A 21680-nucleotide genomic window follows, 5' to 3' on the forward strand; every position below is an offset into this window, starting at 1 on the left:
TCTCCAAACCCGAAGTTTGGCACCATACGTCGTTATACATATAAATTGGACGCGTATTTTAGAGTTTATATGCTCAAACTACAAGCAATAATTGAGACTAAATTGAGATTTTTCTGTTTCTCCCTCTTATACCAATAAATTGCGCGTACAAGCAATGAGGGATAAGGTATACTCACTGTCGCTTTTTCTTCATTTTTCAAGAGCAATAGGCTTAGCTACTGGAGACACAATGCCATTTGCAGCTGTCGCAATCAAAGTACCCTTACACAAAACATTTGACTACGCTTATGACCCCGTGGATTCACCGTGTATCGGTGGTCGAGTTTGGGTAAAATTTGCCAATCGCCGATGCGTTGCCGTGGTAACTGAGTTAAAAGAACACAGTGACGTGCCAAAGGACAAAGTCAAAGCAATTGAATCTGTCATAGATCATACCCCGGTACTATCGCACTCTCACTTGGACTTTTTGCGTTTTGCTAGCCAGTACTATTGCTACCCTTTCGGTGATACTTTATTTACCGCTTTGCCGGGGGCGCTAAGAGATGGGCAAGATACGGATAAAACACAAACCCCTATCATCACACTGACGGAATCAGGACGCGCAACAACACAACTGCGAGCTAAAAAACAATTGGCATTACTCACACAATTACGCAGTGCAGGTGATGCGACTGGTACAGAGTTGAAAACACTCGGCTTCAGTCAAGCACAAATTAAAGCTTTGCTGGAAAAACAGCTTATCCGTGAAGAAGTTCGCCAAGATACCTCTTGGCAAACCACACCATTACAAATTGGCAGTAAGCCAACCCTTAATGCCGAACAAGCTACCGCATGTAGTGCAGTTAACCATAATCAAGGGTTTCGCACTTTCCTACTGGAAGGAGTAACCGGTAGTGGTAAAACCGAAGTTTATTTACAGTGTCTTGAAAAGGTACTCTCAGCAGGTAAACAAGCATTGGTGTTAGTGCCAGAAATTGGCCTTACGCCACAAACTGTAAATCGATTTAAACGTCGATTTCCAGGGCTGCCCATCGACTTGTGGCACTCAAACCTGACCGACAACGAACGGCTGCATACATGGCGACGAGCACAACAAGCAACGACAGCATTGGTTATTGGTACGCGTTCCAGCATTTTCTTACCCTTTAAATCTCTTGCTATGATAATTGTAGACGAGGAACACGATCATTCATTTAAGCAGCAAGATAGCTTGCGCTACCATGCAAGAGATTTAGCAGCATATCGCGCTCATCAAGCACAGATCCCTCTCCTGTTGGGGACTGCAACACCCGCCTTAGAGACATTGAAAAAAGCGCTGGATAATAAATATCAATTAATTACGCTGAGTAAACGCGCCCAAACCAGTCAAGACAACAGCTTCCATATCATTGATATGAAAGCCCAACAGACTCAATCTGGCTTTGCTAGCAGCAGTTTGCAGGCCATTAAACACACTTTGGCAATCGGTAAGCAAGCGATGATTTTTTTGAATCGTCGCGGCTTTGCCCCAACATTAATATGCCACGAATGCGGTTGGCTTAGTAACTGTGAACGATGCAGTACCAGCGCAACTTATCATAAAAACATGCAGCGCTTGGTCTGCCACCATTGTGGTGAGCAACAATTTGTACCGCATCAATGCCCGGATTGTGGCAGTACTCAAATTATGCCAACAGGTTTAGGGACTGAGCAGCTTGAAGAATTTTTAACGGCTGAGTTTCCAGATACACCCGTCAGTCGCATTGACCGAGATTCGACACGCCGAAAAGGGAGTTTAGAAAGTGCGCTTGAACAAATTCATCAAGGTGGCGCGCAAATATTAATTGGCACGCAAATGCTCGCTAAAGGGCACCATTTTCCAGATGTCGCACTGGTGATAATATTAGATGTCGACAGCGGCCTTTACTCATGTGACTTTCGAGCGACGGAGCATATGGCGCAGTTGGTGACGCAAGTGGCTGGACGCGCAGGTAGAAGCGGTGAGCCAGGTTCAGTGCTATTACAGACACATTTTCCAGAGCACCCATTGTTACAAGACTTAGTGAATAATGGCTATCAAGATTTCGCGCGCTATGCACTGACCGAACGAGAAGAAGTGCTATTGCCGCCCTACTCTCACCTGGCCATCATCCGAGCCGAAGCGACATCGTCACATTTAGTTATGACATTTTTGTCTGATCTGGTTCCTGCTCAGCCATTCTCTGGTATACAATTGCTGGGACCAATTCCTGCCCCAATGGAGCGTTTGGCAGGAAAATATCGCTATCAACTACACATACAGGCAACACAACGTAATATTTTGCATCAATATCTAGTGCAACTTAAGGATTATATTAGCAATCATAAGCTAGCAACGAAGGTGCGTTGGAATATTGATGTGGATCCTATGGATACCTTTTAAACTGTTATGGCACAACACGATTATATAAATAAAACTCCAAAAAAGGGCCAAAAGAAGAAGCAACCAGCTGCTCAAAAGCCTTTTCCAACAATTCTTGCGGTTTTCGCGCTCCTCTTAATTGGTGGGTTTGCGTATGGACTCTGGTATATCAAACAACATGCCGATCCAGTAAAAGTACAACAAGCGCAGCAACCAGCCAAAATTGAAGCCCCCGTTGAAGAAAAGAAAGCGCTGCCAAGGCCGCCTCCCTTTATCAAAGATATGGAGCAAGCAACCGTCGATGCCGAAGTAAAAGAAATAAAGTCTAAAGGACCTTTTCAAATGCAATGTGGTTCATTCAGAACCTATGAACAAGCTGAAAAGCGCAAAGCGCGCATTGCGTTTGCTGGACTACTTTCGGAGATCCGTAGAACAGAAGGTAAAAACGGCGTTTGGTATCGCGTACGCCTTGGCCCTTACGAAAAGAAACGTACGGCAGAAAGTGATAAAAACCGTCTAAAGCGTATCAAAATTGTCGATTGTGGAATTTGGGGCTGGACTTGAAATTAGCACAGCTGCCCTCATCTATGCATTTATTGATATAATTATCTGAGGCACAGGCCTCCTATTAAGGAATACTATGACTACTATCGTAAGCGTTCGTCGTGGTGACAAAGTTGTTATCGGTGGCGACGGTCAAGTTTCTCTTGGCAATACGGTGATGAAAGGCAATGCCAAAAAAGTGCGCCGCCTTTATAACGGAAAAGTACTCGCTGGATTTGCTGGCGGGACTGCGGATGCGTTTACACTGTTTGAGCGTTTCGAAACTAAATTAGAAATGCACCAAGGACACCTCACTCGCGCAGCTGTCGAAATGGCCAAAGATTGGCGAACAGATCGCGCACTCAGGAAACTTGAGGCTTTGCTTGCTGTAGCCGATGAAACCGCATCATTGATTATCACTGGTAACGGTGATGTTGTGCAACCAGAGCATGACCTGATCGCGATAGGTAGCGGCGGTAACTTCGCCCAAGCTGCCGCCACAGCACTTTTAGAAAATACCGACCTCGGTGCCCGTGAAATTGTAGAGAAAAGTTTAAAGATTGCAGGTGATATCTGTGTGTTTACAAACAATTTCCAGACCATCGAAGAATTGTAATAGGAAAATCAATGACTGCAATGACACCTAGAGAAATCGTTCATGAATTAGACCAACATATCATTGGTCAAGACAAAGCCAAAAAGGCGGTTGCAATCGCGCTTAGAAACCGCTGGCGACGCATGCAACTAAACGATGACTTACGTGCTGAGGTAACACCAAAAAATATCCTAATGATAGGACCAACTGGTGTAGGTAAAACTGAGATCGCACGTCGACTGGCAAAGCTGGCTAACGCACCATTTATCAAAGTTGAAGCAACTAAATTTACTGAAGTAGGCTATGTCGGTAAAGAAGTTGAGACCATTATTCGCGACTTGGTTGAAGTCTCTTTTAAAATGACGCGCGAACAGCAAACGAAGAAACATAAGCATCGTGCTGAAGAGGCGGCTGAAGAGCGTATTTTAGACGCTTTACTACCACCAGCAAAAGATGCTTGGGGCGAATCCCAACCTGCTGAAAATAACTCTACACGTCAAGTTTTCCGTAAAAAGCTACGTGAAGGCCAGCTAGACGATAAAGAAATCGATATTGATATCGCTGAAACATCACCGCAAGTTGAAATCATGGCGCCTCCAGGTATGGAAGAGATGACGAACCAACTTCAGGGCATGTTCCAAAACCTTTCTGGCGACAAAAAGAAAAACCGTAAGCTGAAAATTAAAGAAGCGTTTAAGCTTCTTGTAGAAGAAGAAGCTGCGAAGTTAGTCAACCCAGAAGAACTTAAAGAACAGGCCATCTTTGCTGTTGAGCAAAACGGTATCGTATTTGTCGACGAAATCGACAAAATCTGCAAACGCGGTGAAGCATCAGGCCCAGATGTGAGTCGTGAAGGTGTACAGCGTGACTTGCTACCTTTAATTGAAGGTTCGACTGTCAGCACTAAACACGGCATGGTGAAAACGGACCATATCTTATTTATTGCCTCGGGTGCTTTCCAGATGGCTAAGCCATCAGATCTAATCCCTGAGTTACAAGGTCGCTTACCCATTCGCGTTGAATTAGAAGCGCTGACGGCAAAAGACTTCAAACGCATTTTAACTGAGCCTCATGCGTCTTTGACAGAACAGCAGCAAGCTTTGCTTAAAACTGAGCAAGTGGCGATTGAATTTACCGATGACGCAATAGAGCGTATCGCTGAAGCGGCATGGCAGGTGAATGAAAAAACCGAAAATATCGGTGCGCGCCGTCTGCACACGGTAATGGAAAAGCTGATGGAAGAGATCTCATTTGATGCTTCTGACAAAGCAGGTCAGTCACTGACTATCGATGCTAAGTATGTTGAGCAGCATTTAGAAATGCTAGTACAAGATGAAGACCTCAGTCGCTTCATTCTTTAAGTGAGGACAGGGCCAGCATAAGCTGGCCTTACTTTTATGTATCAAGTCACTAAATTACATTATCATCGTGCCAGTAAGTTACTCGATATCCAATTTGATGATGGCTTAACGGTTACATTGAGCTGCGAGTTTTTACGCACTCACTCTCCTTCAGCTGAAGTACAAGGACATGGTCCTTCACAGCAACAGCTGGTCTTGAATAAACACAGTGTGCAAATCTCTCAGTTCGAACCCGTTGGTCATTATGCGGTTCGACTTTGTTTTGATGATGGCCACAATTCGGGGTTGTTCAGTTGGCAGTACCTGCGAAAACTCTGTACAGAGCACGAATCCCTTTGGCAGGCCTATCAACAGCGCGTTGAAGCACACCAACAAAGCAAAGACAGCGTTCCCATTAAATTTATGCCTTAAGATACGCGTTTAGCGTTGCTCATTGAAGCATGGTGTAGGTTTAGAGGAAAACACAGAAGAGTAATTACCGAAGCATCTAGTTAAGTGCCTAAAACTGATATTTTAGGCACTTATAAGCGCATTAAATAGTGTATTAAACCTTATACTTATCAATCGCGATATGCAGTGCTCGAGCCTGTTCAGAAAGCTCTTCACTGCTTTGAGCATTTGACGCTGCATGCTCTGAAGCATTTTGCGCAATGTCTCTGATTTTCACAACATTCTTGTTCACTTCAGAAGCAACTTGATTTTGTTCATCAATCGCTGTAGCAATATGCGTACTCATGTCCATGATGTTTTGTACATCTTCGGTGATCAGACCCAGTAGCTCTCCCGCTCTTTCTGCTTGCTCAACACTCTCGTTACTTTGTCCACGGCATTCTTCCATGATGCTTACAACGTCTTGAGTACGTTGCTGTAACGTCGAAATAATACTTTCAATTTCTTGAGTAGAGTCTTGAGTACGCTGTGCCAATGAACGCACTTCGTCTGCAACTACCGCGAAACCTCGCCCTTGTTCACCCGCTCGCGCAGCCTCAATTGCCGCATTCAGTGCCAGTAAGTTTGTCTGTTCAGCAATCCCTCGTATAACATCTAAGACCGAACCTATTGTTTCACCATCACGCTCTAACTGGCCAACCACTTCAGACGCACCACTTAGTGAGTGTGACAACGCCATAATATGATCTATGGTAGAAGTTACTTCACTGCGACCTTGCTGCGCATTATTGTTCGTCGACTCGGCCTTTTGCGCGGCCGCTTCAGTATTGTGAGATATATCCTGAATGGTCGCCTGCATTTCTGTTGCCGCGGTGGCCACCATATCGGCTTCATGCAGCTGCTCATTCATGCCAGAACTCGTTTGTGCAGTTGTCTGCGATAAATGTTCTGTCGCATCGTTAATGGTCACAAGCGCACGATTAACATCAGAGATTAGCTCTTTAAAATCACCGATCAGGCTATTGAAATCTCGCGTCATATCGGTAATTTCATCATTGCCCGTCTGCTCGATGAAAATGCCGAGATTATTTTCTCTGCGGATCCGCTCTATAGTTTGGTATACACGCTCAACTGGGCGGATAATCGAACGGCTAGTTGACCAAACTAAAAACATCACAATCACAGCCGCAACGATGAAGATCACAATGGCCACAGTCTTGGCAAACTCCGCATTATTGTGAATTTCCTTTTTCGTCTGCAACACAATGGCTGCAACTACGGCGTCACTCTTTTGCACCGTGCGCTTCATCTCACCCAAGGCTCCACTGTTAAGATCAACGCCAAGTGTCACTTGCGCATCTATCAAGCCTTTAAACTTGGTTTGATAGACATTCAGCAATCTGATCAGATCTTGTTGATAGCTACTACTGTGATTAGAGTCACGGATTTGTGCTTCAAACGTTTCGATGTGTTTATTGAATTTTCCAAGATACTTGGTATCTAAGCGCAACATAAAGTCTTTTTCTGCCCGTCTAAGCTGCAGCATTGTCGTCAGCAGCTTATAGTCTTCTTTTTGTTTAAGCAGCGTTTCAACGCCATGTACAGCTTTTCGTAATTCGCCGTATAAAGCGTCTTTTGGGTGCAAGCCAATTGTTCTTTGCAATGCCACAACGTTATTAAACGATTGATGGTACTGCTTGACTAACTGATCAAACTCCTGAAGCTGAGATCTATCTATATCAAACTCAATAAAAATCTCGTTTAGCAGCGCTTTCTTTTCTTGCAGCTGACGATATTCATTTTCAAATTTGTCTAGCGCATCGACATCTTTGTAGAACAAAAAGTTCTTCTCGTACTTTCGCATCGCTAGTTCGTGAACATCCAGTTCTTCCGCGTATTGAATTGTTTCATTCAAACGGCGCATTGTATTGGCTTCGGTGATTATCACCGCCAACATCACAAGCAATGCTACACCGACAACCACAGCGTTTAATTGCAAACGCCTTTTAATGGTGAGATTTTCAAGTAGAGCCATACAGTTACCTAATTATTACAGAACCTGCAATACAGTATAGCCAAACTCACCTTGCGTCGGAATTCAATCTACAACTTTATGCAATTTTTTTTCAAATTACTCACCTGTTATGCAACTTTGTTCCTATTTTGTAGGACTGGATACCATAAACTATCGTGAAGTGCGCCGTAATCTTGCCACTGTCCCTTTGCCAACCAGTCGGCTAACGGAGTTGCATCTGATGGAAAATCGATCACTTGTCCCTCTGGATACTCCAACCATTCGGCCAGTGCTTCGGAATTGAGGTAATTCATAACGTTTGCCAACCCCAAGGACTCAAGAGTCATCGCATTACTGAGTTGTTCAAATTGCCCTTGTAATGGTTTAAGCAGTAACTTTTTACCATATTTCAGGGCTTCACTAGACAACTCAAAGCCAGCATTCGCAACAACACCCGATGCGCTGGCAAGATCTTCTAAAAACCCGTGACGTGAAGGCGCACGCAAATGAATATGATTGATAGATTGATTGGTCGCATCTGGGTGATAGCAATAAAACTCTCTGTCAGGAAAGTCTCCCAACAGCTCGACAATGCTATTTAGCTCTTCAAAAGGAAGATAAACCAAGACTTTATTTGGAATAGACGCTTTGTGCGTGCCATGATAGGCAATAAATGGCGGCACAATATTTTTCGCAAAAGGTTGCCAATGCACACCTAAGTAAACATCTGCAGGGGCAAACCAGCGGATCAAGGCTCTTTGCATAGCGCCCGCACCAAACAAAGGTACCTCTGGTGACAAAAAAGCGGCTTGGTGGCTCATGGCAACTACGGGGACTTTGGCTAATTTCGCTGCCCACGCGGATATTGGTTCAAAATCATTGAACACCATATCGTAGCGTTTAATATTTAAGCCCTTAACATCTCGTGCAAAAGTACCAAACTTGAGCTGTTTAGCTGTCTCTCGATAATTCAAACGGCCACTTTTCGTAATAAAGCTCATACCAGTTCGCGTTTGATATTCACCGAATATATCCATGTCGAAATACTGATCAGCTTGTCGACCAGAGAAGAGGTAATCCACTTCAATATTCATGCTCTTGAAACACTCTGCCATCACGCGTGCACGCGTTATGTGACCGTTTCCCGTTCCCTGGATACCATATAATATTTTCATAACTCTCCTAAAATCCCGATTGCCAAGACGGCACAGCCGCTTCCCATCAACGCACCTATAATCACATCGGCTGGATAATGAACACCAACGAGTACACGTGATAGCGAAACACCCATTGCCCAAACGACCAACGGGATCGTCAGGATTGGATAGACTTCCATTAAACAGGTTGCATATAACCAAGCGCCCGCACTGTGTCCTGATGGCAAACTAAACTTATCACTCGGCGTCAGCATGGCCTTCACCGCCAAACAATCACAGGGCCTAACTCTGGCAAAATGTTTTTTCAATAAGAAATACAAAGGCCGTTCTATTGCAAATGCCACCAGTACTGTTTGAAAGAAAGTGACACCGACTTTACCCATAAAATAGCCATTGAGTAACGCGAGAATCACGTATAGTCCGCCGTTGCCGCTTTTGGACAACATCAACATTAACCACTTAAACCATGGTCCGCGCTTAGGCTTGTAAAGTGCAAAGTAAAGCGCCGTATCCAGCTTGATTATTTGTGCTTTCATCATAGTTGCTTACATTTGTTCACAAATTCAGCATAGAAGAGCTTAATAACAATCACACGACATTTTTGTTACACAATTATGTAAGTTGATTCAAAGCATTGCGCCGAATAGGAATGGGAGTATACTGACAACAGTTTAGCCATTCCCTGAGGATACTATGATGGATTACAGCACTTCTGATCTGTGCGATCACTTCGCAGATGCCATTGACGTACTTGAGCCAATGTTCATCAACTTTGGCGGTCAAAGCGCCTTTAGTGGCCGCATAAAAACCGTTAAATGCTTCGAAAACAATGAAGTGATTGCTGAAGTACTACAACAAGATGGTACAGGCAGAGTCCTACTTGTCGATGGCGGCGGTTCAACCAGACGTGCACTTATTGATATCGACCTCGCAGAATTGGCTACAGATAACAACTGGCAAGGCATCGTTGTATATGGAGCAGTCCGCCATGTAGAAGAGCTAGAAGAATGTGAATTGGGTATTCAAGCCATTGCGTCAATTCCTGTGGCCGCAGATAGTGAAGGGGCTGGTGTACAAGGTATTCCAGTGAACTTTGCTGGCGTCTCTTTCTTTGACGATGATTTTTTATATGCCGACTCGACAGGCATCATTATTTCTGCTGAAGAGCTCCTACTAGAGATAGATGACGAAGCATCTGAAGATTAATTTAAAACAGATCCAGAGCTGAGACACTCGGTGTACTCAGTTCTGCTATCTTCAAAGTACCACCTGCATTAAATAACACCTGAGCACCATGACCGTAAATAATTGGATTAAGATTTATAACGAATCGAATATCAACGAGTACACTTCTACCCGTGAAAATGAAACCCGCTTTTGGCAGTCACTTTCTTTTTTACAAGTACAAAATGAATTTTCTCAAGCATTAAAAGATGCTGCGCAGTTTGGCATCAAGTATGTACTCGTTGCCATTAATGAAGATATTGGCCCACGTGGTAACTGTGGCAATGGTGGCGCAACAGATGGCTGGTTTGCATTTTTAAAGCGCTTTTTAAATTTACCTTGTAACCAGTTTTTAAAACCTGACAACGTGCTACTTCTTGGTGAAATTATCACGGTCGATCTTCAAGCAAAAAGTGAACATATAGACAATCGCACTGCAGACGGCTTAGAGCAGCTTCGTACCTTGTGTGAAGAGCTGGATCAACGTGTTAGCGGTGTTTTACAGGCAATATTTGATGCCGGTCTTGAACCTATCGTTATTGGCGGAGGGCACAATAACAGCTATGGATTGCTTAAAGCCCTATCACAAAGCCAAAAGGTCCCTTGCCAAGCGATAAACTTTGACCCACATGCAGACTTCAGGGCTTTAGAAGGACGTCATTCCGGTAACGGTTTTAGCTATGCACACAATGAAGGTTTTCTCGACAATTATCATGTAGTAGGCATGCATGAACAAAAAAATAATGACACCATTGTGAGTGCTTTAACTCAAGCAGGGTTCACTTACACAAGCTATCAAGATATTTTGGTTTCACGTCAAGTGAGCTTGACCGAGGCCATTAAACCCGCACTAAAACGCTTTGACCAATCTCGTCCACTAGGCGTTGAGGTCGACGTAGATGCTATATCTGGTATGCCAGTCAGTGCATATACCAACTGTGGCTTCAGCGTGAACGATGCTGAGCACTTTGTCTATCAAAGCGCACTCCAACCCAATGCAAAATACCTTCATTTGTGTGAAGCCGCCCCTGCTAACCACCCGCAAGGTAAGCAGCAAGGTGTCATTGAAGCAGGCCAAGTTCTCTCTGGCTTGGTATGCAGCTACCTCAGAGCAAAGCAAAGTTAGTCAATATCAGTCGCACTCGATGGGTTTTCTATCGGGTGCTCCCAACGCCATTGTTTAAGCCAGCTTATCATTCCTACACTGCTCAACGGTCTGGTAAATAAATAGCCCTGAGCTGCGAATGCATTCAGGTTTTGTGCGAACTGTAACTGCTCTTGAGATTCGACGCCCTCACAGATCACTTTACACTCTTGGACATTTTGCATCTCTACAATACCACGCACTACCGCTTTAAAGTTGCCTTGATTTTGATTTGGGGTCGTCAGGGAGCGGCCAAGTTTTACGTAATCTACTTCTAATTTGGGTAATTTGGCGAGTAATAATGGCGACTCTCCAAAGCCATCAACACACAATCTCACGCCCATAGTACGAAGTCTCGCTACCATAGCGATGCCCTGCGGATCGAGTGTGGTAAACATTTGGGAAGGACACTCAATGATGATATCTTGCGGCAATAATTGATGTTCAACTAACACCCGGTCGACAAACTCGATAAATTCTTCATGAAGCATTTCCGGACCGAATAAGTTAATACCCAGCGGCATCTGGATCCCTTCGACCCTCAGAGCTAAGGCGATTTCTGCAGCACGTTCAATAACGTATTGCGCCAATGGCAACGCAAGACCTGCAATTCGGATATCGTCTATAAACTTACTGGCGGCAAGAATCCCTTGCTTTGGATGCTGCCAACGTAATAGTAATTCGACATATTCAATGTCGCCATCACTATTGCGTACAATGGGTTGAAAATACAACTCAAGTTCATTTTTAAAATCTATATGTGCCAGCTCAGCCAACCGCGCTTGCTGCTCTAAACGATCGACCTGCATCTTTTGCTCATATGGAGAAATGACTTTGTCAGGCGAACTATCCAGTGCTAAAAACGCGCAAGTTAATAAGTCATCAAACTGCCCGAGTTCCTCATCACAATTAACAAAACTGGCGCGCGCACTCACTTCAATGATGCAATTCCCCACATTAAATGGCTTGAGTGTGCTTTCGATTATCTCTGCGCAGAGGTGCTCATGAAGATGCTTTTGATTCGCTAAGCTGCATACAAATACAAAGTGCAAGCCACCTAAATGCGCAAGCCGAGCCACCTCGTTACCTAACGCAATAGGCATAACATCATGACTTTGCAAATACTGCTTCATCCTATTTGCAGACTGCGCAAGCAATAAGTCACCAAATTCACGCCCGAGATGAAAGTTAACCTGCTGGAAGCCCTCAAGTCGGATCATCACTAGCATAGCCGTGCCAGGTTCTCTGGCCCGATATTCGTTAAAAGCTTCTCTCACACCCGCGCGGTCGGGTAAACCTAGTATGTCGCTGTTGGGCATTTGTTGAGGTTCGACTACAGCAGGGGAATCAGCATTGGGAGAAGGTAAAAACAGTTCACTTACAAAGATAGGTAAAATGGCGATAACGACATAAATTTCAGGCCAATACCACCAAAAATGAGACAGTATCAATAAGGTTGCACTGACTGAGCACAAGGCTGCAGCTACAATGTGCCACCCTTGCCCAAGCCGATCGCTTTGCCAAATATGCAAAAGAAGTAGCACAACCAAACTATACAGAGCCAAATCACCCATGGCGGCCAGGACGGCCAAGCACCCCGCCCCCAATAAAGCATGTATAATTCGGTTAACAGCAAAATGAGAGCGAGCAATTGCAACTAAACTTAGACTCATTACAGTGCCAGCAAAGAACGCATTCATGAGTCCAGGTTGCCAAGCGTCGGCAAACGATAGCTTTGTCAAAGCGGTACTGGCCCATACCGGTAAAATCATACACGCCATACATAACGCACAGATCCACTTTGCAGACATCATTCTTGCCATTACTCAATCACTTTTTTACTTCATAATTATTGAATAAGTCTACCCGATATCCACAGATTTAACAGATCGTTTACGCCAAATTGGTAACTTAATTCAGCAGGATGCTGAATCTGCCACATCGCAATGTCTGCTTTGCTGCCTACTTTCAGAACACCGCGGTCCTGAAGTCCAAGTGCTTGAGCTGCATGCCTTGTTGCACCAAGTAAAGCTTCTTCAGGAGTCATTTTAAATAAAGTACACGCCATATTAAGCATCAAACGCAAAGAACATAGTGGCGCAGTGCCAGGGTTAAAATCACTGGCGATGGCAATCGGTACACCATGTTTACGCAACAATTCAATTGGTGGATATTGTGTTTCTCTCAAGAAATAAAATGCACCAGGTAAAATAACGGCTACAGTGCCAGATTTTGCCATTGCCACCACGCCGCGCTCATCTAAATATTCAATATGATCGGCAGAGAGGCCGTTAAATTCCGCAACAAGCTCACTGCCATGCTGGTTAGATAATTGCTCGGCATGGCACTTCACTTTAAGTTCAAGCTCAGTTGCGCGTTCAAATACGCGTTTAGTCTGTGCATGACTAAAGCCTACATTTTCACAAAATACATCCACAGCATCCGCTAAATTACGCTCCGCAACCAAAGGCAGCATTTCGTCACATACTAAATCGATGTAACCATCACTATCGCCTTTGTATTCAGGTGGTAAGGCATGCGCACCAAGAAATGTACTTTGGATTTGAATAGGGTGATGTTCATCTAATATTTGGTTTACTTCTAGTAACTTAAGTTCAGTTTCCGTATCTAAACCATACCCTGATTTACTTTCAACAGTAGTCACACCCTCACGCAACAATGCGTTTAAGCGCTCTTTCGCAGCAACAAACAAGGTTTCCTTCGATGCCAGGCGCGTCGCTTTTACGGTGGTAGCAATGCCCCCGCCTTGCTCTGCTATTTCTTGGTATGACACGCCATTTAAGCGCTTTTCAAATTCCTCAGCGCGAGAGCCTGCAAACAAGATATGTGTGTGACAATCTATTAAGCCAGGTGTTAACCACGCACCTTTAGCGGAGGTCACAGGGGTAGACAGCGCGTCAAACTCAGGCAAGTCAGATTCTTTCCCAAGCCAAACTATGGTGTCGCCCTTAATCATTACCGCGCCATTTTCAATCACACCGTATGCACCTTCGATTTGCGCATCCATTGTCGCAATATTTGCATTAGTTATCACTAAATCTACATTGATCACTGTCTATACTCAGTTGGATAAAATTAATACGAGTTTAGCAAGAATACTTGTATATACAAGATAAGTGTGCCACCTTTATGAGTAACCTTTGTATTGGTGGCTGCGACGTGTGACTGAACAACCTAAATTTGCACAGATAAAACAATATATTATCGAGAACATTCGTGCTGGCGCTTGGCAAGAGCATCAACGGGTTCCCTCTGAAAATGAGTTATCTGATCAGTTTCAGGTAAGTAGAATGACAGCTAGGCGTGCGCTAAGTGAACTGACCGAAAGTGGCGTGCTCACTCGAAGTCAGGGGCTAGGTACATTTGTAGCGAGCTTCAAATCTCAGTCGTCACTGCTGGAGATCCGCAATATCGCTGATGAGGTGAAAGAGCGGGGCGGCGACTATACCTGTATTGTGCTATCGTTGGAGTCGATTGCAGCGATTGCGCCGATTGCCATTGCGCTAGGCGTTGAGATGGACAGCTTAATTTACCGCAGTGTTATCGTTCACAATGAAAATGATGCTCCGCTGCAAGTAGAAGAGCGCTTTGTGAACCCTGCACTGGCACCTCAATATCTACAACAAGACTATAGCAACACGACACCCCATGAATATCTGACACAAGTTGCACCATTGACAGAAGCAAGACATACCGTCGAAGCCATTATGCCAAACGAAGAAATTTGCCAATGGTTAGGCATGTTTAATGAAGAGCCATGTCTTCAAGTGATCCGAAGAACATGGTCATCGCAGGGGATTGTCAGCTTTGCTCGATTGATTTCACCGGGCAGTAAATATCGTTTAGGCGGCCACTTAACCTTTAAGAAGTAGCTTTATAAAAGGTGTAAAGTTCACCGCCAGTTCAACCAACTCACTAAATTTCATTATCATAATTGAAGCCTAGCTGGCACACCGCAGAGCCATCAATAATGCGCTCAGATTTAACCTCGCTACTAAAGGTCGGTGGTATACTTCCATGGGTTGTGCAATGCTTTTGATAGTAGTCATGCTTAGTTGGATGGGCAGGATGGCATAAGTTGTAAATGTCTTGCGCATTTGACCAATTTTCTACAATGCACATTAGGCCATTCACCGCATCTTGTTGATGCAGCATATTGACGCTGGCTTGAGAGGAGCTCGATAAGTGTTTACCAGATATAAACCGTCCTGGTTCTCTTTCTGGCCCGACTAAGCCTGCTAAACGCACAATTTTTCCACCAGCATTTCGCACCAAATCTTCAGCGCCTTGCAAAACTTGTTGTCGCTTCGAGTCTCTTTCAGATAATGTGGATTGTTCTTTGTATACACCGTCCGCGGTATCATAAACTGCGGTCGAAGAGCACAGAATAAAGCCTTTACATGCCATGTTTTGAGCCGTTGTCAGCGCGTGTTGTAAAGTCTCTAAGTAATTACTGTCTGCTTGGCGCATGCGTGGGGGGATCGCACATACCCAATATGCATCGGTCAAAGTGAGCGTATGGTGAAGCCCTGAGTCGGTCAGACAAAAGGCGCTTATCTGCGTTTGTTTATCAGCGGTTCTGCGTGTCGCTTCAACTTGCCACCCGGCTGATTTCGCCTCTTGTGCGAGTGCATTTCCCAGCCAACCGGCACCTAAAACGACCAACTTATTACTCATAATATTTTCTTATTTTTACCCAAAGTAGGTCACAATGTTAGTACAGAAACCATTAAATTTCTATCCGCGCTTTCTCAGCTTTAGGTTATAAATATGATGCAGTAATTTGATGATTCTGTACTATTTTTTTATTCAACAAGTGAAGATATGATGATTGTACATGATCTCACACTGGCTGAACCTTAACCATTTGTGGTAGCCAATTAAGATGAGATATGGTTTTATTATGCTAGTTGCTGTCCCAATAAAAAGAATATGTCATGTTTGAAAACTTATCTCTTCGTAAAAAAATTCTCATTTTAATCGGCGGTACAATATCGGTACTTCTGATTCTTGCTTCCACTTACTTTGTTAATCATATAGCAACAATCTCTCGCCAAGGTATTGAACGCGAAGCTCAGAGCTATTTGTATTCTGAAAAACTCTCAATGGAGTCTTTCTTTGCTCAATACGGTAAGGTTGTAGAGACCTTTGTTACGAATCCACACAATATCAATTGGTTCGATAATTACAGTGAACGTGAAAGAGATTTGACCAATGATAAGGGCTATGACGAGGTCAATGAAGACTTCATCCGTATCAGTAAAAGTGATGAAAATATTCTCTCAGCCTTTATGGCATCAGCGCGAACAGGCGAATATTTTAAAGAGAATGAGCGTACTTCAAACTTCGCTGATGGCCGTCCTTATCATGCTTACAAACGTCCATGGTGGCAGGATGCATTAAGCCACGGAAAGCTTTATGTTGGTGCATTATCTGTTGATATCAATACCGGTGATGTATCTGCCGTTGTACAGCAGCCAATCTATAACAAACAGGGCGAACTGGTTGCAGTTGGCGGCGTCGATTTACAGATTAACCGTATTAGTGCCATGGTCGAAGAGATTCAATTTGACGGCGAAGGCTACGGGTTCTTACTTGACCATGACCTGAAGGTCGTCCATCTTTCAAAGCGCACTGGTCACTCTTTATCAACAACAGACTCAGGGCCAAAGGGTAAAGAAGGGCTAGCAGGCTTAGAGCAACAGTTTCAGGATACTTCTGGCTTTAGCGAATTAACCCGCTCCATCAGCAATCAAGACTCAGGTACCGCAGTAGTCACACTTAAAGGCCAGGATTACTACGTTGTATTCAATAGCGTTAAATTAGATACCCCAGTGCTTGATTGGCATGTGGGTATTTTAATCCCTGTAAGCTTAATTGATGAACCCGTAGACAATGCTGTGACGAGCACCGTAACTGCCGTGATCATTATCTTGACTATTATTGTTGCCATGATTCTTATTGCAGCTCAGATGATCACCCGTCCTATCATCACACTAACAGACACAATGCGCGACATTGCTACCGGTGAAGGAGATCTCACTCGACGCATTAACATCGATAGTACAGATGAAGTCGGTCAGCTCGCTATGCACATGAATACCTTTATTGATAAGTTACGTGCCATGATGATAGATACGGCAGCACAGGCTGAACAATTAAGTGGTGCATCAGCGCAATTGCGCGATGTTTCGAACAATACCAATACTGAGATCCAGCAAGAGAAAGAGCAAGTTGACAGTGTCTCTGCGGCAGTTACAGAAATGGCAGCAACCGTCACCGAAATATCACGTAATGCACACGAGACTAACCGCGCCTCAGACTTAGTGCAAAGCATGACAAACGATGGGGCTGAGCGCTCTAGTCAAGCACAAGAAGTGATGACTGAGCTAGCATGTCACATTGGTGAAGCCGCAAGGGTTGTTGAAGGCCTGGAGCAAGAAACCAGTAATATTGGTGCAGTCATAGACGTCATCAATGGCATTGCTGAGCAGACAAACCTACTTGCACTCAACGCCGCTATTGAAGCAGCTAGAGCAGGTGAACAAGGCCGAGGCTTTGCTGTTGTAGCCGATGAAGTGAGAAGCCTAGCCAGTCGTACCCAAGAATCGACCGATGATATTCGCAATATGATTTCTAAGTTACAGCAAATAGCACAACAAGCTTCAACGATGATGCAACAGGGTCAAGAAAGAGCACAAAGTTCTGTTGAGCAAACACAAGAAGTACTCGATGCACTGCGCAATATCACTGAGTCCGTCAATACAGTTCAAGATCAAAGCCATCAAATCGCGACCTCGACCGAAGAGCAAACGGTTGTTGCAGAAGACATCAATAACAGCTTAAACGCAATTAACGACTTGGTGAACAGCACTGCCAATCATGCCCACCTACTAGCAGATGAGGCACGAGATCTAAACGATTTGGCCAAGGCGCTAAACGCAACCGTTAATCAATTTAAGCTTTAACAATTTCGGCGTGCAGGTTAACTGCGCGCCTCCACTCTCCCCCCGAAACATCCCCCAATCAAATAAACTTCAATTTAGCCTCAAACAAAGCGCACAATAATCCATCACTGCTGTGTATTCACTTTCCAGGTTAGCTAAAAAACATCTTTATTATCAGACGCTAAACGAAAAGTAAAAACTCTTGATTGGAGTCAAATAATTTCACCTTGATTTCGCCAATTGGGTATTTTTTTTCACTCGATAAATAATATGATCCTATTGCAATATTTACACTAAACTATTCATAGGAAAGCCTATCTTTCCAGTCACTTTTCATCAACAGTTTAACTTAAACATAAGGCTTTTAAATGGTTAAAAACTGGCGGCTAAACCAACAGCTTAATAGCGCTTTCGGCGTGATGATTTTTATGATGTTAATCCTCTCTATTGTTGCATATTGGGGTTTAAGTTCTGGGTACACAAACTTTGTCGAGTACCGTACTAAAGCAAGAGACAACACCCTCGCAGGGCGTATTCAAGCAAACTTGCTGGAAGTAAGGTTACAAGCGGGTAAATATTTAAAGCACCAAAGCCCAGCGGCTATCGACCAGTTTAATCAGCGCTTAGCATTGTTAGAGCAATTAATGGCTGAAGCGAACACCCAATTTCAAGACCCTGCACAATTACAAGTGATTGAGCGTAGCCAACAACAGGTGGAACGTTACAAAAAAAGCTTTGACAAAATCGTGGCATTATTTGAACGTCGTCACCAACTCGTTAATGACGTCTTAAATGTCCGTGGCCCACAACTAGATAACTTGCTGAGTGACATGATACGCGACTCGCAATCACTGCCAGACATACGAAACTTCAGTTCACTTCGTGGTCTACTGCAACAAGGCCGCTTATCGACAAACAAGTTTTTGGTTACCAACGCACAAAAAGATTTTCAGGTAGCCAAACAGAGCTTTGATACCTTAAAGGCCCAATATCAAAAAACCTTAGGGCAGAGCACGGCGCGAGCGAGTGTAGAATTTGGACAAGCACTGAAAGCCTACCAAGATGGGCAAGAAGCGGTTTACCAAGTAATCACGGAGCGCAACCAACAAATCTCACAAGTGTTAGACACCATAGGTCCAAAGGTCGCAACCCAATTAGAGAACATAAAGCTGGACATCAAAGCAGTACAAGATCAATTGGGTCCCATTGTGCAATCAGCCAGTGCGAATTCTAAATTTACGGTGGTTGCTTTTGCCAGCTTGATTATCTTACTCGGTATATTTTTTAGCTGGTACATCAGCAAAATTATCAAACTACCAATTGGTGGCGAACCTCGAGAAATAGAGGCGATAGCTAGAAAGATTGCCGCTGGCGATTTAACCGTACAGTTTAGCCACCAAACAAATAGCACCGGTATTTATCAAGCCATGGCCAATATGGTGCAGAATTTACGAGAATTTATTGAACAAATCCACCAATCAACCGACACCCTTGCCGACACCTCTCAAACGATGAGCGCTATTACTACACAGGCTAAGCACGGTGCAGAGCAACAAATGGCACAACTTGAGTATACAGACAGGGCCATGGACGAAATGACAGAAACCGTTTCAGAAATTACCCGTAGTACACAGTCAGCAGCTGACACAGCGACCTCGACAGAACAAACGTCACAACAAGGGTTACAAGCAGTTTCAGAAACGCGCAGCGCAATTTCAACACTCAAAGAAGACATCAATAATGTCAGCCTAACTATCTCTAGTTTGGCTGATGAGACTCAGTCGGTGGGGTCAATTTTAGATGTCATTAGAGGCATTGCCGATCAGACCAACTTGCTTGCCCTTAACGCCGCAATTGAGGCGGCTCGAGCTGGTGAGCAAGGCCGTGGTTTTGCAGTTGTTGCTGATGAAGTACGCAGTCTCGCAAGTCGTACGCAACAAAGTACTGAAGAAATTCAGGCCATGATTTCGCGATTACAGCAAGAAGCCCAGCGCTCTGTTGAATTAATGAGTAATAACGTTAATAACGCCGAAATCACAGCTCAGCGTGTACATGAAACAGGTCAAGCATTGGAGCATGTATCTGATTCGGTCGTCTCAATTCGCGATATGAGCATTCAAATAGCCAGCGCAACTGAGCAACAAAATGCCGTTACTCTGCAAATTTCTGAGGGCGTCAGGGAAGTGACCAATACCGCCAAAGAAACAGCCCAAGGTGCTGAGAAGTCCTCTAGAGATGCTGAGCAACTCGCAAAATTAGCTGAACAGCTAGCTACAACAGCCAAGCGCTATCAACTTTAAAATATGTAACAAATGTAAGGCTAATCGCCTTACATTTGTCTACTAATCGCCCACTTGAGTCAGATCAAACTTTACTTTAGCCCGCGCAATTATAATTCATGGTGTGTCATTTAATTTGAGTGCGATCGTGATTAAACTACCTTTTTGGGAAGACTCCCTTATCAAAAAATACAATATTTCTGGCCCTAGATACACATCTTATCCAACAGCCTTATCACTAACATCTGGGTATGATCAACAAGCATTATCGGAGGCTGTCAAAAGCTCCACAAGTCGAGCATTGTCTCTCTATATACACATTCCGTTTTGTCATCAGCTTTGTTATTACTGTGGCTGCAACAAGATCATTACCCGCCATCAATCTAAAGCGGATGTGTATTTAGATCACTTGTGTGCAGAAATTGAATCACAAGCTGCCCTTTTCAAGGCATATCGCGTGGAACAGCTCCACCTCGGAGGCGGCACCCCAACATTTCTCACAGAAGCGCAAATGACGCGTTTAATCAATACGATAGAGCAGCATTTCACGATTTCTGATCAGGCGCAGCGTAGTATTGAAATTGACCCTAGATCGCTGGCAGACAATATGTTGGTTACGCTGAGAGATTTACGCTTCAACAGGGTTTCGTTTGGCGTACAAGATTTTAATGATCAAGTTCAAGCTGCTGTGAATCGCCCACAGCAAATAGACGAAGTACTCAATATATTACATCAGGCTCGTACCCTAGGGTTTAAATCCATTAATATGGATATGATTTATGGCCTGCCACACCAATCACCCGAAAGCTATCGAGAAACCATCGCGCAACTTATCAATCTATCTCCTGATAGAGTCTCTCTGTTTAACTACGCCCATTTACCAGACAGGTTTGCGGCTCAACGTAAATTGAAAGAGCAAGATATGCCCTCTGCAGAACAAAAGCTACAAATATTCAAAAATGCATTGGCGCAAATGACAGAGGCTGGCTACCAGTATATTGGTATGGATCATTTTGCAAAACACGATGATGAACTTGCCATCGCGCAGCGTGAGAACCAATTGCACCGTAACTTTCAAGGTTATACCACACATGGAAATTGTGATTTATTAGGGCTCGGTGTTTCTTCTATCTCACAAATAGGCAATGCAATACTGCAAAATGAAAAAGATTTAAAAACCTATTACGCTACTATCACCGACCAGCGAAGCGCCATATGTAAAGGTGTCACACTTACGCAGGACGATGTGTTAAGAGCACATGTTATTAAACAATTAATTTGTCATTTTGAGTTAGACAAGCTTGCCATTAGCAGTGCATTTAATATTGACTTTGATGCCTACTTCGCAGATTCATTGCAGTCGTTACAGCCACTGATTGATGATGGGCTCGTGGTAAGTGACAATAACACCATCGCGGTTACAGCTCGCGGGACTTTATTTATCCGCATTATATGTATGAGCTTTGATGCATACCTACAACAACAGATCAAAAATACACGCTTCTCTCGTGTTATTTAAATTGGTTGCCGCAAATTGCTCAGCTTATTTGCGGTCAACCCCCTCCCCCACATACAAGCGACATACTCCTTACCCATATCACAGTTCTTGAAAGCAAAGTACGTAC

Annotated in this window: 17 protein-coding genes; 11 read left to right on the top strand and 6 right to left on the bottom strand. The window is 44.0% G+C overall.

Annotated elements, in window-relative coordinates:
• Positions 1 to 229: 229 nt before the first annotated feature.
• From priA to N480_RS15950, 5 genes are all read left to right on the top strand, one after another.
• Positions 230 to 2401, top strand: coding sequence for a primosomal protein N' (priA, locus tag N480_RS15930; protein WP_063373455.1), 2172 nt, complete (start codon positions 230 to 232; stop codon positions 2399 to 2401).
• 6 nt (positions 2402 to 2407) lie between these two features.
• Complete coding sequence (locus N480_RS15935) at positions 2408 to 2944, top strand: SPOR domain-containing protein (RefSeq protein WP_063373456.1); 537 nt, start codon at positions 2408 to 2410, stop codon at positions 2942 to 2944.
• Positions 2945 to 3020: 76 nt separating this feature from the next.
• Positions 3021 to 3539: an ATP-dependent protease subunit HslV gene (gene hslV / locus N480_RS15940; RefSeq protein ID WP_063373457.1), complete on the top strand. Its 519-nt coding sequence runs from the start codon at positions 3021 to 3023 to the stop codon at positions 3537 to 3539.
• 11 nt (positions 3540 to 3550) lie between these two features.
• A complete protein-coding gene (gene hslU / locus N480_RS15945; RefSeq protein ID WP_063373458.1) occupies positions 3551 to 4879 on the top strand; it encodes an HslU--HslV peptidase ATPase subunit in 1329 nt (442 codons plus the stop codon).
• Positions 4880 to 4915: 36 nt separating this feature from the next.
• Positions 4916 to 5290: a gamma-butyrobetaine hydroxylase-like domain-containing protein gene (locus N480_RS15950; RefSeq protein WP_063373459.1), complete on the top strand. Its 375-nt coding sequence runs from the start codon at positions 4916 to 4918 to the stop codon at positions 5288 to 5290.
• A gap of 133 nt (positions 5291 to 5423) precedes the next feature.
• On the opposite strand, the gene N480_RS15955 is transcribed toward N480_RS15950, so the two are convergent.
• From N480_RS15955 to N480_RS15965, 3 genes are all read right to left on the bottom strand, one after another.
• On the bottom strand, positions 5424 to 7304 hold the full coding sequence (locus tag N480_RS15955; protein ID WP_063373460.1) for a methyl-accepting chemotaxis protein: 1881 nt from the start codon (positions 7302 to 7304) through the stop codon (positions 5424 to 5426).
• 107 nt (positions 7305 to 7411) lie between these two features.
• Positions 7412 to 8458, bottom strand: a complete 1047-nt coding sequence (locus tag N480_RS15960) for an MJ1255/VC2487 family glycosyltransferase (RefSeq protein ID WP_063373461.1) — start codon at positions 8456 to 8458, stop codon at positions 7412 to 7414.
• The gene (locus tag N480_RS15965; protein ID WP_063373462.1) at positions 8455 to 8979 is read right to left on the bottom strand and encodes a phosphatase PAP2 family protein; all 525 of its coding nucleotides are present in this window, start codon (positions 8977 to 8979) and stop codon (positions 8455 to 8457) included. The genes N480_RS15960 and N480_RS15965 overlap by 4 nt, the downstream gene beginning before the upstream one ends.
• Before the next feature lie 157 nt (positions 8980 to 9136).
• On the opposite strand from N480_RS15965, the gene rraA reads away from it, so the two are divergent.
• Entirely contained in the window at positions 9137 to 9646 is a 510-nt protein-coding gene (gene rraA / locus N480_RS15970; protein ID WP_063373463.1) for a ribonuclease E activity regulator RraA, read from the top strand.
• A gap of 88 nt (positions 9647 to 9734) precedes the next feature.
• The gene (locus tag N480_RS15975) at positions 9735 to 10790 is read left to right on the top strand and encodes a formimidoylglutamase (protein ID WP_063373464.1); all 1056 of its coding nucleotides are present in this window, start codon (positions 9735 to 9737) and stop codon (positions 10788 to 10790) included.
• On the opposite strand, the gene N480_RS15980 is transcribed toward N480_RS15975, so the two are convergent.
• The gene (locus N480_RS15980; RefSeq protein WP_231101502.1) at positions 10787 to 12631 is read right to left on the bottom strand and encodes a GGDEF domain-containing phosphodiesterase; all 1845 of its coding nucleotides are present in this window, start codon (positions 12629 to 12631) and stop codon (positions 10787 to 10789) included. The genes N480_RS15975 and N480_RS15980 overlap by 4 nt on opposite strands.
• 26 nt (positions 12632 to 12657) lie before the next feature.
• The gene (gene hutI / locus N480_RS15985) at positions 12658 to 13836 is read right to left on the bottom strand and encodes an imidazolonepropionase (protein WP_231102270.1); all 1179 of its coding nucleotides are present in this window, start codon (positions 13834 to 13836) and stop codon (positions 12658 to 12660) included.
• Positions 13837 to 13990: 154 nt separating this feature from the next.
• Here hutI and hutC point away from each other — a divergent pair, with 154 nt between their 5' ends.
• Complete coding sequence (gene hutC / locus N480_RS15990) at positions 13991 to 14701, top strand: histidine utilization repressor (protein WP_063373506.1); 711 nt, start codon at positions 13991 to 13993, stop codon at positions 14699 to 14701.
• Between the two features lie 43 nt (positions 14702 to 14744).
• Here the strand turns inward: hutC and N480_RS15995 are convergent, their stop codons facing one another.
• The gene (locus tag N480_RS15995) at positions 14745 to 15506 is read right to left on the bottom strand and encodes a hypothetical protein (protein WP_063373466.1); all 762 of its coding nucleotides are present in this window, start codon (positions 15504 to 15506) and stop codon (positions 14745 to 14747) included.
• A gap of 260 nt (positions 15507 to 15766) precedes the next feature.
• Here N480_RS15995 and N480_RS16000 point away from each other — a divergent pair, with 260 nt between their 5' ends.
• From N480_RS16000 to hemN, 3 genes are all read left to right on the top strand, one after another.
• On the top strand, positions 15767 to 17797 hold the full coding sequence (locus N480_RS16000) for a methyl-accepting chemotaxis protein (RefSeq protein WP_063373467.1): 2031 nt from the start codon (positions 15767 to 15769) through the stop codon (positions 17795 to 17797).
• 347 nt (positions 17798 to 18144) lie between these two features.
• Complete coding sequence (locus tag N480_RS16005; protein WP_063373468.1) at positions 18145 to 20076, top strand: HAMP domain-containing methyl-accepting chemotaxis protein; 1932 nt, start codon at positions 18145 to 18147, stop codon at positions 20074 to 20076.
• Between the two features lie 127 nt (positions 20077 to 20203).
• Entirely contained in the window at positions 20204 to 21574 is a 1371-nt protein-coding gene (gene hemN, locus N480_RS16010) for an oxygen-independent coproporphyrinogen III oxidase (RefSeq protein WP_063373507.1), read from the top strand.
• Positions 21575 to 21680 lie beyond the last annotated feature (106 nt).

It is taken from the genome of Pseudoalteromonas luteoviolacea S2607, assembly GCF_001625575.1.
In the GTDB taxonomy this organism is placed as follows: Bacteria; Pseudomonadota; Gammaproteobacteria; order Enterobacterales; family Alteromonadaceae; genus Pseudoalteromonas; species Pseudoalteromonas luteoviolacea_E.